18 protein-coding genes are annotated in these 13,794 nt (G+C 46.7%); all 18 read right to left on the bottom strand.

Annotated elements, in window-relative coordinates; genetic code table 11:
• Window positions 1-6 precede the first annotated feature (6 nt).
• The 18 genes from KNO90_RS09505 to KNO90_RS09420 all read right to left on the bottom strand — a co-directional run bounded on the left by KNO90_RS09505 (window position 7) and on the right by KNO90_RS09420 (window position 13,715).
• On the bottom strand, window positions 7-459 hold the full coding sequence (locus tag KNO90_RS09505; RefSeq protein ID WP_214740114.1) for a flagellar basal body-associated FliL family protein: 453 nt from the start codon (window positions 457-459) through the stop codon (window positions 7-9).
• Complete coding sequence (locus KNO90_RS09500; RefSeq protein ID WP_214740112.1) at window positions 452-670, bottom strand: flagellar FlbD family protein; 219 nt, start codon at window positions 668-670, stop codon at window positions 452-454. Before KNO90_RS09500 ends, KNO90_RS09505 begins: the two co-directional genes overlap by 8 nt.
• Window positions 670-1,575: a flagellar basal body rod protein FlgG gene (gene flgG, locus KNO90_RS09495; protein ID WP_214740110.1), complete on the bottom strand. Its 906-nt coding sequence runs from the start codon at window positions 1,573-1,575 to the stop codon at window positions 670-672. The genes KNO90_RS09500 and flgG overlap by 1 nt, the downstream gene beginning before the upstream one ends.
• 18 nt (window positions 1,576-1,593) lie before the next feature.
• Window positions 1,594-2,022: a flagellar hook capping FlgD N-terminal domain-containing protein gene (locus tag KNO90_RS09490; RefSeq protein WP_214740108.1), complete on the bottom strand. Its 429-nt coding sequence runs from the start codon at window positions 2,020-2,022 to the stop codon at window positions 1,594-1,596.
• Complete coding sequence (locus tag KNO90_RS09485) at window positions 1,994-3,082, bottom strand: flagellar hook-length control protein FliK (protein ID WP_215113491.1); 1,089 nt, start codon at window positions 3,080-3,082, stop codon at window positions 1,994-1,996. The genes KNO90_RS09490 and KNO90_RS09485 overlap by 29 nt, the downstream gene beginning before the upstream one ends.
• Before the next feature lie 22 nt (window positions 3,083-3,104).
• A complete protein-coding gene (locus KNO90_RS09480; RefSeq protein WP_214740104.1) occupies window positions 3,105-3,668 on the bottom strand; it encodes a MotE family protein in 564 nt (187 codons plus the stop codon).
• Between the two features lies 1 nt (window position 3,669).
• Window positions 3,670-4,104: a flagellar FliJ family protein gene (locus KNO90_RS09475; RefSeq protein WP_215113490.1), complete on the bottom strand. Its 435-nt coding sequence runs from the start codon at window positions 4,102-4,104 to the stop codon at window positions 3,670-3,672.
• Complete coding sequence (gene fliI, locus KNO90_RS09470; protein ID WP_215113489.1) at window positions 4,101-5,420, bottom strand: flagellar protein export ATPase FliI; 1,320 nt, start codon at window positions 5,418-5,420, stop codon at window positions 4,101-4,103. Before fliI ends, KNO90_RS09475 begins: the two co-directional genes overlap by 4 nt.
• Window positions 5,407-6,132 (bottom strand): FliH/SctL family protein, encoded by a 726-nt coding sequence (locus tag KNO90_RS09465; protein ID WP_214740099.1) that lies wholly within the window; start codon window positions 6,130-6,132, stop codon window positions 5,407-5,409. The genes fliI and KNO90_RS09465 overlap by 14 nt, the downstream gene beginning before the upstream one ends.
• Window positions 6,116-7,123 carry a flagellar motor switch protein FliG gene (fliG, locus tag KNO90_RS09460; protein ID WP_026826250.1) on the bottom strand — a complete coding sequence of 336 codons (1,008 nt, stop codon included), beginning with the start codon at window positions 7,121-7,123 and terminating at the stop codon, window positions 6,116-6,118. Before fliG ends, KNO90_RS09465 begins: the two co-directional genes overlap by 17 nt.
• 5 nt (window positions 7,124-7,128) lie before the next feature.
• Window positions 7,129-8,700 carry a flagellar basal-body MS-ring/collar protein FliF gene (gene fliF / locus KNO90_RS09455; RefSeq protein ID WP_214740097.1) on the bottom strand — a complete coding sequence of 524 codons (1,572 nt, stop codon included), beginning with the start codon at window positions 8,698-8,700 and terminating at the stop codon, window positions 7,129-7,131.
• Between the two features lie 22 nt (window positions 8,701-8,722).
• On the bottom strand, window positions 8,723-9,004 hold the full coding sequence (gene fliE, locus KNO90_RS09450; RefSeq protein ID WP_214740095.1) for a flagellar hook-basal body complex protein FliE: 282 nt from the start codon (window positions 9,002-9,004) through the stop codon (window positions 8,723-8,725).
• Window positions 9,005-9,017: 13 nt separating this feature from the next.
• On the bottom strand, window positions 9,018-9,446 hold the full coding sequence (flgC, locus tag KNO90_RS09445; protein WP_215113488.1) for a flagellar basal body rod protein FlgC: 429 nt from the start codon (window positions 9,444-9,446) through the stop codon (window positions 9,018-9,020).
• A gap of 3 nt (window positions 9,447-9,449) precedes the next feature.
• Window positions 9,450-9,818, bottom strand: coding sequence for a flagellar basal body rod protein FlgB (gene flgB, locus KNO90_RS09440; RefSeq protein WP_214740091.1), 369 nt, complete (start codon window positions 9,816-9,818; stop codon window positions 9,450-9,452).
• Between the two features lie 272 nt (window positions 9,819-10,090).
• A complete protein-coding gene (gene codY, locus KNO90_RS09435; RefSeq protein WP_214691812.1) occupies window positions 10,091-10,870 on the bottom strand; it encodes a GTP-sensing pleiotropic transcriptional regulator CodY in 780 nt (259 codons plus the stop codon).
• 36 nt (window positions 10,871-10,906) lie between these two features.
• Entirely contained in the window at window positions 10,907-12,277 is a 1,371-nt protein-coding gene (hslU, locus tag KNO90_RS09430; RefSeq protein ID WP_214740083.1) for an ATP-dependent protease ATPase subunit HslU, read from the bottom strand.
• Window positions 12,274-12,822 carry an ATP-dependent protease subunit HslV gene (hslV, locus tag KNO90_RS09425; RefSeq protein WP_214740081.1) on the bottom strand — a complete coding sequence of 183 codons (549 nt, stop codon included), beginning with the start codon at window positions 12,820-12,822 and terminating at the stop codon, window positions 12,274-12,276. Before hslV ends, hslU begins: the two co-directional genes overlap by 4 nt.
• Before the next feature lie 11 nt (window positions 12,823-12,833).
• Complete coding sequence (locus KNO90_RS09420) at window positions 12,834-13,715, bottom strand: tyrosine-type recombinase/integrase (RefSeq protein ID WP_214740079.1); 882 nt, start codon at window positions 13,713-13,715, stop codon at window positions 12,834-12,836.
• Between the last annotated feature and the right edge of the window lie 79 nt (window positions 13,716-13,794).

Raw genomic sequence — 13,794 nt, 5'->3', positions numbered from 1 at the left:
GCCACCTCACTGAATAATTTTCTTCGTCATATAGACGCGTTGGACTTCACCTTCTTCAAGCAGTCCGTTAAGTTGTTCTCGTAATGTTTGTTCGAATTTTTGCATATCTTCTTTTGTTGCCAACTGTGCTTTCGTCATCCCGGACAGGTCACCGAGAATGACGTTGTGCACTTGAAACTTACGAAGCTCTAAATTTTCTCTCGTGTCTGCAGAATCCGTGACAATCGTAAATTGCACGTTGATGAAACGCTCGTCTTGAATGTTCGTCGTCATGTCATCAGTCATAAAACTGCGTTCCGCCAACTCTTCGGCCGTGACCGGTTTCGTTTTAGCAGTGACGTTATCCCCAAAGACATATTTGTAAGTCATGAATCCGGCACCGCCCATGACGAGAAGGACGACAAGCAGGATGATCACGACCTTCAGGCCGCCACCTTTTTTCTTTTCTTCTTCACTCATCTTCTTCACCTCTTGTGAACATCGTTCCAACTAAACCGATTGAGCGATAAAAGGCTTCAGTTCGTTCAATGATTTGATCTTTTGATTCTTTTACAAGATACGTTTTGCCATTAAACAATTGGATGATCGTGTCGGGCTCTGCCTTCACCGTTTCGATGAGCAAAGCGTTGAGCACGAACTCCTCACCGCGAAATGCCGTGACGCGAATCATCAGCGTTTCAGGTTAACGAGTTCTTGAAGAATCTCGTCCGATGTTGTGATAATTCGTGTGTTCGCCTGGAATCCACGCTGTGCCACGATCATTTCTGTGAACTCTTCCGAAAGGTCAACGTTTGACATTTCAAGTGCACCTGAGACGAGTGACCCTCTACCATCAGCTCCTGGAATCCCAATCTGTGGAATACCTGAGTTCTGTGATTCAGAAAAATTGTTTGCACCAGTTTTTGAAAGACCTGCGTTGTTGGCAAAATTCGCTGTGACAATATAACCTGCCACTTGTAGCTTACCTGCGTCATCTACAAAGCTAACTTTCCCGTCTTTTGCGACAGAAATAGCCTTAGCAGTTGCTGGAATCTGAATACGACCATATGCAGGTGTAGGACCTGGAGTTACAGTTGGGTCGTACGGTGTGATCGGAGTTTCAACAGCATTGAGTGGTGGAGTCGTTGCTGGTGGTGTCAATGGAGGTGTCGTCGCAGTACGAGATGCAAGTAAGAACGTTCCGTCTCCTGTGACAAGGTTTCCATCATTATCTGTGTAGAAGTTACCAGCACGAGTATATTGGAAGCCGTTTTCTGTACGAGTAACATAAAAGCCCTCGCCTGAAATCCCGACATCAAGAGCACGGCCGGTGTTTTGCATAGCACCCTGGTTATAGACGTTATCGACAGTTGCCATCGTACCACCTAGTCCAATTTCTTTCGGGTTGATTCCACCTGCAGTCGTTCCGTTACCACCCGACGCACTACCAACTTGTTGACTGACGAGGTCTTTGAACGTGACGCGACCTTTTTTATAACCGAACGTGTTGACGTTGGCGATGTTGTTCCCGACGACGTCTAGCTTCGATTGGAAGTTCTTCAATCCACTGATTCCTGAGTACATTGCTCTTAACATAATGCATTCCTCCTATGATTATTTGATGGATGTGATATCGTACACGCTGACGGATGTGCCGTCTTCAAGATCGGCCATATACCCTGTTAAGTCGTTTCGTGAAATGGATACGACCCGACCTGAGCCTTTCGTCGTCTCTTCACTTGATTCAGATGTGAAGTCGATTGTTTTCCCAATCATGCTACTGTATTCAGAAATCGACGACATGTGACGGTCGACGAGAACAGAATCGAGTTGTTTCGAGATGGTTTGCATTTGTTCGAGAGAAGAGAACTGCGCCATCTGTGCAATGAACTCGCGGTCTTCCATCGGCGACATCGGATCCTGGTTCGCGATTTGAGCGAGCAGTAACTTCATGAACATGTCTTTATCGTATTGGTTCGTCGCTTTTGGGAGCGACTGGTCTGGCAATGTGTAATCATTCGTCTTCGGTTGGATGCTCGTCATCTTCAGACCCTCCTTTAGGCTGTTCTTGTGGTTGCTCTTGTTCCGGTTGCTCAGAACCGTCTGACATCGCTGACTTTGTCTCGAGCGCTTGCTGTGTCAAGTTGACCTCGACCCGAACGTTTTGCGAGTGCGGTGTCAACGTTTGTTGCAACTGTTGGACTTGTGACTGAATCAATTGCTTCGCCTCTTGATTGCTAGCGAACATTTTGACTACTAGTTCTCCATTCTTCCGCTCTAGCTTGACGACGAGTTCCCCGAGTTGTTCCGGGTAGAGTCTGACGGTGAATACTTTAGAACCGTCTGCCCCACTTTTGAACGGTGCTTTTTGAAGTGCTGCCTCAATCCGAGCCTGCAAGTTTTCAGGTAGAGATCCTTTTGAGGCATACATGACGGTATCGACATCGATTTGAGGTTTCGACCAGCTCATTCCTTTCGGCATCCATTCCACATTGTTCGGTTGACGTGCAGGTTTTGCGACTTCCACCGTTTCAACATTCGGCAAGACGGGAACATCTTTCAATGTGCCTTCGACTGGTCCTTTATATTGCGTGATGATCCGTTGCATCGTTTGAACATGTTTGGCAAGTTCTTGGTTTGGAACGGGCTGAGTGAGTGAAATGTTGGTCGTCTGAGCATTCCCCTCTGTTTGCTTCGTAATATGGACTTTCGGCGTAGTCGCAGTCTGAGTGATCATCGGTAAAACCGAAGACGAGATTTCTGTTTCAGGCGACGGATTAGACAGTTGTCCGAGTAACCCTACATATGCGTCCATAAATGTCCGATACGCATCTTGCGGAAGTGATTTGAGCCACTTCAACGTATCAGGTTTTTGAAACCACGTTTCGAGTTCTTGTGCCACTTTTTCTAAGTCGACTGGTTCTTCAGGAAGCACACCTTCTTCAAGCTGAGGAAGCCCTACCTGCTCCCCTGAACTTTGCATCGGCGCGAGCATCGCAGATAAGAGGTTTAAAAAACCGCCCGCCCCCTGTGATTCGCCTTCCGCCATTCCGGTGCGAGCCATCGACCCTTGAATGGCTTGTGTCAATAAAGCGATATTCAATGTTGGCCCTCCTTTTTCCTATTCATTGGAGAAGCTGCGTCACAACCGCAGCCTGTTGTGCATTCATTCGACCTAATATGTCCGCTTGTTGTTTAGGCGATAGCTCCTTCAACAGTTCAGCCACTTGTGGACTTTCGAGTTCTCCCATGATGGCTGCCGCCTGCTTGGCCGACATTTCTTCGTATACACTCGCCACATCAGATGACGTCGCTTCCTCTTTAGTCGCGGCTTCAAGTTCAGCGACGAGTCGGTCTCGTTCACGAATCAAATCCGTGATCTCGCTCTGTCTCGCTTTTACTTCATTCGTCAGTTCAACATTTTCATTACGAAGCTTTTCAATCTCGCTATTCGCGGCCTTCAATCGGTTCGCTGTGTCCGAATCGATTCCCGTTACGTTGACTTTCGTTTCAGTCGTTTTTGTCACTTCCGATTGGTCATCGCTCGTTTCTAAAAATGGAACAGACAAGAGGGGGCGATCCATCGCATAGTTCATGACGACGATTCCACCGACTAAGATGAAGATTGCCGGAATGAGGACTAACGCCACAATCATTTGCTTGCCTCGTTTATTGTTCTCTTTTGCCATGCTACTTCCCTTTCCCATGATGAATCACTGCAAGTTCATCCATCATCTGTTGCTCCGTAAGTTTTGCTACTGTCGTCTCATGCATACTGACTTTTTCGTGTAGCGTGACGTATTTCTTTTCTTCTACTACTTTGCCAAGCAATCGTTCCTGCGATGCATGATAGCGATTGCGTGCTTGCTGAACGACGAGCTGTTGTGTTTCGATTTGACGTTTCACTTGCTCTCGCGTCTTTTCTCGATACTGCGACATGAGAAGGTCGATGTTTCCGGACTGTTCGTCCTGATGTTTGATCAACGCCTCATACATGAGGAGCAGTTCATATAGTTTTTCCATTTCCGTTTCGAGTTTTGCCTTAAAACCTCTCACTTCAATGGCAGCATCCTCTTTCTCATGTTCTGCAATCGGCATGATTCGTTCTAATATAAGTCTGTTCATGATTCACCTCGCGCGATGTGTGACAAGTGGGTCATCGTCTGTTCGAATGCGGCGTCTTCTTCAATCGATTGCTTTAAAAACGTCAGCAAGTACGGATATTTCTCAACGGCGGTATCAATTGAAGGGTTGGTGCCCTTTTTATACGCTCCGATATTAATCAAATCTTCTGCATCGATATACGTCGCGAGCCAACTACGAAACGTTTGAGCCGCTTCCCTATGTGACGGCGATGCAATCTGGTTCATGACTCGACTGATCGATTTCAGCACATGGATGGCGGGAAACTGCCCGCGGTTTGCGAGCGCCCGGTCCATGACGAAGTGTCCGTCTAAAATCCCACGCACGGCATCGGCAATCGGTTCGTTCATATCATCTCCATCGACGAGTACCGTATAAAATGCAGTAATTGAACCTGTAGCTGCCGTTCCGCTTCGCTCTAATAGTTGAGGTAACATGGCGAATACGGATGGCGTGTATCCTTTTGATGTCGGCGGTTCGCCAGTCGCGAGGCCAATTTCACGCTGTGCCATCGCAAATCGTGTGACCGAATCCATCATCAGGACCACTTCTTTCCCTTGATCTCGGAAATATTCGGCAATCGCGGTTGCCGTATAGGCTCCCTTCAAGCGAACGAGTGGAGGTTGGTCGCTCGTCGCTACAATCACGACTGAACGAGCCATGCCTTCTGGTCCGAGCTCTTTTTCGATGAACTCTTTTACTTCGCGACCACGTTCTCCAATCAATGCGATGACGTTTATATCAGCCGAAGAACGTTTGGCGATCATTCCAAGTAAGGTCGACTTCCCGACCCCGGACCCGGCGAACAATCCGACCCGTTGACCTTTCCCTACAGTCAGTAGACCATCAATCATCCGGACGCCTGTCGAGAGCGCATCCAAAATCCTCGGTCGATTCAATGGGTTTGGTGGTTTGCGTTGTACATCGTAACGTTTTCCGGTCACAAGCCGTTCGCCAGACAACGGTCGCCCTAACCCATCGAGCACTTGACCGATCAGTTCTTCGCCTACAGGAACTTGAAGCATCTTGCCAGTTCCTTTCACGAGACATCCCGGCGCAATCTGTGTGGTTTCACCGTATGGCATCAGCAGTACGCGTTCTTCATTGAAGCCCACTACTTCTGCTTCAACCGTTTCATTCGAAGGTAGGACAATCAAACATCGCTCTCCGACGAACGCGCTCGGTCCATTGGATTCAATCATTAAGCCGACGACTCGGCAGACTCGACCGATTTTACGAGTAAATTCGCCATCTGAAGACTGATTGATCGATTCAATGACCTTCTCAATAAGCGCCATCCGCTAAAACCTCCTCGATTTTGGCTTGGATTCGTTCGTAGCTGTACGATAAATCGACTTCATTGCCACGATGTGGTGATTCAATTCGCACTGCTGTTTCATCTAAGGAACCATCTCCACGATATTTCAGAGGTAGGGTTTCATCCGTCTTCCACATTGATTCAAATCGTTGGATCGATGCGAGACGAGTTGGATGAACAAAGATTGTGAGTGCTCCGGCATCAATCATCTGAGTCATTTGCTCTCGAATCATTGTCGCAAATAATTCTTCGTCTTTTCGAACAAGCTCCGTCGTCACATGGGCGCTGACTGAGACTGCCAACTCAATGAGTTGTTGCTCCGCTCGTCTCCACTTCTCTTCAAACAAAAGTTCTAATTCGGTGGACACTGAGTTCAAACGGGTCAAGATGTCATCAAACTCGTTCAATCCGTCCTGTCTCCCTTGAAGAAGACCTTCTTGATATCCTTCAGCGTGAGCTGCTTCGAATGCTTCTTGTTTGAAACGCTCTAATTGTTCAAGTTCTGTCAACTGGAATTGCTGAAACGCTTCTTCTTCTTGTTTCAGCTTTTCGTATTGCGATTGAATGACAGCATGATGATCAATTCCTTCAGACGTTTCAAGAACAGGGGCTTCTAGCCGCATAGATTCAATTCGTTGGGGTACATTTGACGTTGCACGTTGACGTTTAATCACATTAGACAACGATGTCATCTCCTCCACCTCGACTGATTACAATCTCACCGACATCTTCTAGGCGACGAATGATTCCGACGATTCGACTCTGTGCTTCTTCGACGTCACGCAATCGCACAGGTCCCATGAATTCCATATCCTCTTTGAATGTTTCGACCATCCGTTGGGACATGTTTTTGAAGATGATTTGTTTGACTTCTTCTGATGACACTTTGAGTGCAAGCAATAAGTCGTCGTTCGCGACTTCGCGAATGATTCGTTGGATCGCACGAGAATCGAGTGTGACGATATCCTCGAAGACGAACATCCGTTTTTTGATTTCTTCTGCAAGTTCTGGATCTTCGATCTCGAGTGCATCGAGGATGGTGCGTTCCGTCGTCCGGTCGACACCGTTCAATACTTCGACCACCGCCTCGATTCCACCAGACTGCGCATAATCCTGCATATCTGTCTGCGACAGGTTCTTTTCAAGGATTTGTTCCACTTCGTGAATCACATCTGGATTGAGTCGATCCATCGTGGCAATCCGTTTCGCGACTTCCGATTGAATTTCAGGTGGAAGTTCCGATAGGATTTGCCCCGACTTGACCGGTTCCAAATGCGCTAAGATTAATGCAATCGTTTGAGGGTGTTCATTTTGTATAAAGTTCAATAATTGTTTCGGATCTGCTTTACGAGCAAACTCGAACGGTCTTACTTGAAGCGTAGAGGTGAGGCGATGAATCAATGCCATCGCCTTATCTTCTCCAACCGCTTTTTCAAGAACGGTCTTCGCAAAACCGATTCCACCTTGAGTGATATAACTTTGCGCCATAGCGAGTTCATGAAATTCACCGAGAATGCTATCTTTTTCTTCCGGGGACACTTTTTTCAACGCTGAAATTTGAAGCGTCAGTTGTTCCATCTCTTCTTCTGAAAGATGTTTATAGACGTTCGCTGCCACTTCCGGTCCCAGGGAAATCATGAGCATCGCTGCTTTTTCGCGATTCGATTGTTTTGCATAGTTCACGTTACTCACTCCTCAGACATCCAAGTACGAAGCAGTTTAGCAAACTCTTCTGGATTACTTTCAGCTAATTTTTCGAGCTGTTTCTTCTTCACTGCCCCTTCACCTCGTTCTTCGAGGTCTAGGTCAGGTACTTCATCTTCATACGGAACTTCCCATTCGTTCGTTTCTTCCACCACTTCCTGTTTGCGACGACGCATCGCGAAGAAGACAAGGGCGAGAAGAACAACCGCTCCGGCTGCTGCCGCATACATCCACCACGGTGTCGATTGCTCTGTTGCCGCAACCTCTTCCACTTCAGCGAACGGTCTTGATACAACGACGACTTTCTGTTCAAGTTCAGCATCCGTTATAGCTTCATCCGTTTTCGCTAGCGATGTTCGGATGATTGAGTACATCATCGTCTCCAAGTCACCTTCTAGCTGTGGATCGATTGTTGTCGCGCCATCTGGTGGTTCAACGATGAGTTGAACGCCAAGGTCACGAATCGTATACGGTGCGTTTTGAATTTGTTTGGTAATACGGTTGACTTCATAATTAATGATTTCATGATTCTTTTCACTTTCTTCCGTACTATCGCCGGTCGCTGCAGGGAAGTTGATTGTGTCATTCTCGCCAGTTCCCGTCGCTTCTGTCGCTGTTCCGGTTCCACCCGTATATGCTTCAGCGATTCGCTCGGCCGATGTCACGATCCCTTCCATATTCTCTTCATCAACTGGCGTGACAAGATTTTGCTCTTCCGCCGTCTGTGTCGTATCAATATCAGCCGTGACGGAGACGAGTACGTTCCGTTCACCAAGCAACACTGCGAGCATCTGCTGGATTTGTTGACGGACGTCTTTTTCGACTTGTTTCTTGAGCGCCAATGGATCTGATGAAGAACCTCCAGCAACAACGGTTTGATCAAGGTCATAATACGTAAAGTATTGGTCCATGATTGAAATGTTTTCCGGTTTCAAGTTCGGGACACTTTTACTAATCAAATGATAGAGACCTTTTACCGTATTCGGATCTAAATTTGTTCCCGCTCCTATGTTCAAGACGATAGATGCGGTCGGCTCACCTTGATCTTCTGCCAAGAAGACAGATTTCTCAGGAAGTGAGATGATGACTTTCGCTTGATTGATTCCTTCGATTTGTGTGATAAGACGCTCGAGCTCCGTCTGCATCGCACTTCGTTCGATAACAGCCATCTCACGGTCTGTTGTACCGAAACCAGCATTTTCACTGAAGAAACTGTAGTCAATCGACCCAGATTTAGGAATTCCAGCTGCGGCCAGACTCACTTTCAACTGATCGACCATTTCATTCGGGACATACACGCTTACTCCGTTCGAAGTCGCCTTAATTTCCGACTGCACTCCGTCCGCTGTTAGCTTCTCCGTCACTTCACCTGCTTCTTGAGCAGACAAGTTTGTGTAGAGAGGTGCCATATTCGGTCTTGAAAGCAAGAACGTGAGCACAATGGCCGCGATTAGTATGACCGCAATCGAGATGCCCCATACGAGTTTTCGCTTTGCAGGCATCGCCTTTATGGAGTCAGTCATGGTTTTGAATCGTTCTTTTAATTGTTCATTCATCGCAACTTGTCATCCTCTACAATTAAACTTGCATTCGCATCATTTCTTGATAGGCCTCAACAGCCTTGTTCCTCACCTCGATGGCAAGTTGCATCGCAATCGACGACTCTTCGCTTTGAATCATCACTTGATGAAGGTCAGCCTTCCCGATGGCCAAATCTTTACGGGCCTGACTTGTCGCTTGTTGTGTTTCATTCAGAGCGTTCATCGCTTCATTCAAATATGACCCGAATTGAGATGGGGTTGATTTGTTGATTGATGGCGTGACTTCTGGGCTCATCAATTGAATCGGGTTAATTTGCATCCTTCATCACTCCTTATCCTTTACCAATTTCCATCGCTTTGACGAGCATCGCCTTTGACGCGTTCATCGCTGCGATGTTTGCTTCGTAAGAGCGTGTCGCACCCATCAGGTCGACCATTTCTTTTAAGAGGTCGACGTTTGGCATCTGAACATAACCCCGCTCGTCCGCATCAGGATGACTCGGGTTATAGGCCAACTTATAAGGGGCATTATCTTCAATAATTTGTGATACTTGTACCCCGCCATTGATGGCGTTCATTTGCTTTCGGAAAGGTGCTTCCTGTAACACGGTCATCTTTCTCGTATACGGTTGCCACTCCCCATCCACGAGCTTCCCTCGTGTCGTCTGAGCGTTCGCAATGTTTGCGGATACGGTATCCATCCGTAAACGTTGAGAGGTTAATGCCGATGCTGAGATATGAAAACTATCAAACATACCCATCGATTAACGACCTCCTCGAATCACTGATTTTAATCCTCCGAGCCTGCGATTCAATTGTTCCATCATCGCTTCATACTGGAGTTGGTTTCGCGCCAGTTCACTCATCTCATAATCCAAGTCGACATTGTTGCCGTCACTTCTCATCGCCCCACCTGCACGATCAACGACTTTAGATTCTGTCGAATCGCTCGGACGTCCACCTTGAAGCTTCAGGCGCATCTCACTTTGGAGCGTTTGTTCAAACACTGCCTGTTTCGCTTTAAAGTTAGGCGTATCAATGTTCGAAAGATTATGACTAATGACTTTCTGATTGAGGACTGCATGATTGACGGCTTGCTTGAGTAATTGATAGTCACTACCAATCCAATTCATGGCGTTCACTCGCTTTCATATAATGACTACTGAATATACCTGATTTGGAAATTCTACTATTTCATTGAAACAAATCTGTAACAGTCTTGAAAGATATTTTTTAAAACATAGGTAAATGGGTTAACATCTTTTTGTCGAATTAACGTTAAAAACAGAAAATAATTACTTTTGTACTAAAAAAAACCGCCTCCCTGATTAGGAAAGCGGTTTTTTAGGGATAAAGTCCCTATTTAAAGTGTTTTCAATGGAAATCACACATCGAAAGTTGTATTTCAGTTTGATTTCAGTTTTTGTAATTCAAACAAGAAGTTGTCATTTAATATCTTGATATACGTTCCTTTCATTCCTAAAGAACGTGACTCAATAACGCCCGCACTTTCTAATTTACGAAGTGCGTTGACGATTACTGACCGAGTGATTCCCACTCTATCGGCAATTTTGGAAGCAACTAGAAGACCTTCGTTTCCTCCGAGTTCCTCGAAGATATGCTCAATCGCTTCAAGTTCAGAGTACGATAGCGAGTTGATTGCCATCTGGACGACAGCCTTCTTACGTGCTGACGTCTCTGCCTCTGCGGCCTTCTCACGAAGAATTTCCATACCAACGACAGTCGCGCTATATTCAGCAAGCACGAGGTCGTCTTCCGTGAATTCATTTGCCAAACGACCGAGGACGAGTGTTCCTAGACGCTCTCCTCCACCGATGATTGGAACGATCGTCGTCTTCGAATTAAGGAATAGGTCATGGTTCTCGACAGGGAATGCCGTATATTCACTATCGATGTCGATGTTCGCTGTCGTTTCTTTCACATTGAACAAGTTCGATGCATATGGCTCTGGGAACTGTCGGTCTACTAAGAATGCTTTCATTCGGTCATTCTCAATCTGTTGTTTAATCGCAAAGCCGAGAAGTCTCCCGCGACGACTCACGATAAACGTATTGGACTCCAGCACTTCGCGCATTTTGTCCGCCATTTCTTTAAAGTCAACATGCGCACTCGCCTCTTGTTGAAGCATCGTGTTCAATTGACGTGTTTTGTCTAGTAAATTCATAATGTCTTGTTCCTCCCTGTATGTGCATACAGATTCTTATAAAATGTATTGACTCAAGTCGCGATCATCTGCAATCGATCCGACTTTTTCCTGAACATAAGCTGGTGTGATTTCCACAGTGGTTTGTGGCATATCCGCCGCTTCAAACGACAGATCTTCTAATACCCGCTCCATAATCGTATAGAGACGACGGGCACCGATGTCATCGGTTTCCCGATTCACATGTGTCGCAATCTTCGCGATTTCTTCAATGGCCTCATGCGTAAAGCGTACCGTGATCTCTTCAGACTCCAAGAGTGCTGTATACTGCTTGATAAGTGCCTGAGACGGTTCCGTCAAAATCTTGACGAAGTCTTCTTCGGTCAAACTGTTCAATTCGACACGAATCGGGAAGCGCCCTTGTAACTCCGGAATCAAATCAGACGGCTTGGCCATATGAAACGCACCCGCTGCGATAAAGAGCACGTGATCCGTTTTAACGGGCCCGTACTTCGTCACGACCGTTGACCCTTCTACAATTGGTAAAATGTCGCGTTGCACCCCTTCACGGGAAACACCGGCGTGATCTTGGGACTTTGTCGCAATTTTGTCGATTTCATCGACGAAGATGATGCCCATCTGCTCACTCCGCTTCACCGCTTCATCATGGACTTCATTCAAGTCCAACAGATTTTCTGCTTCTTCCGCAATCAGAAGTGGTCTCGCTTCACGTACAGTTAGTTTACGCTGTTTGCGTTTCTTCGGGACGATTTGGCCGAGCATGTCTTGAAGATTTGATAGCCCTTCCATGCCTTGACCCTGGAATAAATCCATCGTTTGCTTCTCTTCCAACTCTACTTCAATGATTCGGTCTTCTAATTCGCCGAGTTCGAGCAAACGACGTAGCTGCGCTCGGTCATTTTTTGACGTATCTGTTGTAGATTCCTGTTGTTGCGTCTGTCCACCGAACAGCGCCTCAAACGGATTCGATGCACTCGGTGTCGCTTTCGCCTTCCCTTGGAGGGCGTCTAACAATCGCTCTGTCGCCGCGCGCTCGGCAGGTTCTTTCACATCTTCTTTTTTCTCTTCTTTGACGAGACGTACCGAGGCTTCAACGAGGTCGCGTACCATCGATTCAACATCACGACCGACATAACCGACTTCCGTGAACTTTGTGGCCTCCACTTTAACGAACGGTGCCCCGACAAGTTTGGCCAAACGACGAGCGATTTCTGTTTTCCCGACTCCCGTTGGACCAATCATTAAAATATTTTTAGGTGTCACTTCATCACGAAGATCCGCATCCAATTTTTGACGACGATATCGATTTCGTAATGCAATCGACACAGCCCGTTTGGCATCTTTTTGACCGATTACGAACCGATCTAATTCCGATACAATTTGTCTAGGTGTCAATTCTCGATTCATTCAGCAGCGCCTCCGATCGTTTCGACAATGACTTGATCATTTGTATACACACAAAGTTCTCCTGCAATCTCAAGAGCGGCTCGCGCGATTTCTTCAGCAGATTTTTCAGCTGAATGACGAACGAGCGCACGACCTGCTGCAAGGGCGTAGTTCCCGCCTGACCCGATTGCAAGGATGCCATCATCCGGTTCAATGACTTCTCCGTTCCCAGAAACGAGTAAAAGGTGTTCTGCATCCATGACAATTAATAAGGCTTCGAGTTGTCGCAACATTTTATCGCCACGCCACTCTTTGGCGAGCTCGACCGCTGCACGCGGTAAGTTACCGTTATACATTTCAAGTTTCGATTCGAACTTCTCAAACAATGTGAACGCATCGGCTACGCTTCCCGCAAAGCCGGCAACGACTTTTCCGCCATATAGACGTCTTACTTTTTTCGCTTTATTTTTCATGATGACGGCATTCCCGAATGTGACTTGGCCATCTCCACTCATCGCACTTTGACCATTGTGTTGAACTGCAAAAATCGTTGTTGCATGAAACATATCGTAACCTCCTACTTTCTTGGATGTGTCGCTTGGTAGATTGAACGGAGTCGTTCCGTTGATACGTGAGTGTACCGACCGGTCGTAGACAAGGACTCATGCCCGAGCAACTCTTGGACAGCACGTAAATCCGCACCTCGCTCCAACAGGTCCGTCGCAAAGCTATGTCTCAATGAGTGCGGGGTAAGTGGCTTATGTACCCCACTGTCTTTTCTTAACCGTTTCATGACATATCGAATTTGGTCTGTTGTCATTCGATTCCCTTTTTGACTCAAAAATAATGCGTTTTCTGTTGGGAGACCGATGTCTTTACGAATGTCAATGTATTGTCGTAAGGCATTCACGGCATATTGTCCGATCGGTACGTACCGTTCTTTCTTTCCTTTTCCCATTACGTGAACAAAAGACAGGACCTCATCATACGAGGAGAGGTTCATTCCACATAGTTCTGCGACTCGAATGCCAGTCCCATATAACACTTCAATAATTGCGACATCTCTCGCCCTTAAGAAGGCGTCGTCTTGTCTCGATGCGACCTCTAACAGTTGCTCAACTTCTGACGGGACAGCAAAGGTCGGTAAAGACTGTCTTTTCTTCGGTGAGGTCAAATCATGAAACAGTGGTTCTCCCCCGTGTTCTCTTGCCATATACTTACCGAATTGCTTGAAGCAAGATACTTTTTGGGACACGGTCGAGGTCGCCAACTGTTTCTCATAAAGGACATATAAATAACGCCGCGCCGTCTGTGCATCGTAGGGATCTTGATGCGTCGATTGGCAATATGCGGCGTACTGGTCGAGCGTTTGCTCGTAGGAGCGTTTCGTATGAGGAGACAGTCGACGTTCAATTTGGCAGTAGCGTAAAAATGATTGTCGATCCTCTAAGAATCCCATTTTATCGCCTCCTCGATGACACGTAAAAACGCATGTTCTCGTCAAATCGAAATTAGCATAGCATACAGAATGTATGGTG

The sequence above is a fragment of the Exiguobacterium sp. s63 genome, assembly GCF_018617335.1.
Taxonomy (GTDB): Bacteria; Bacillota; Bacilli; order Exiguobacteriales; family Exiguobacteriaceae; genus Exiguobacterium.
This window is presented reverse-complemented; position numbering and strand designations above follow the sequence as displayed.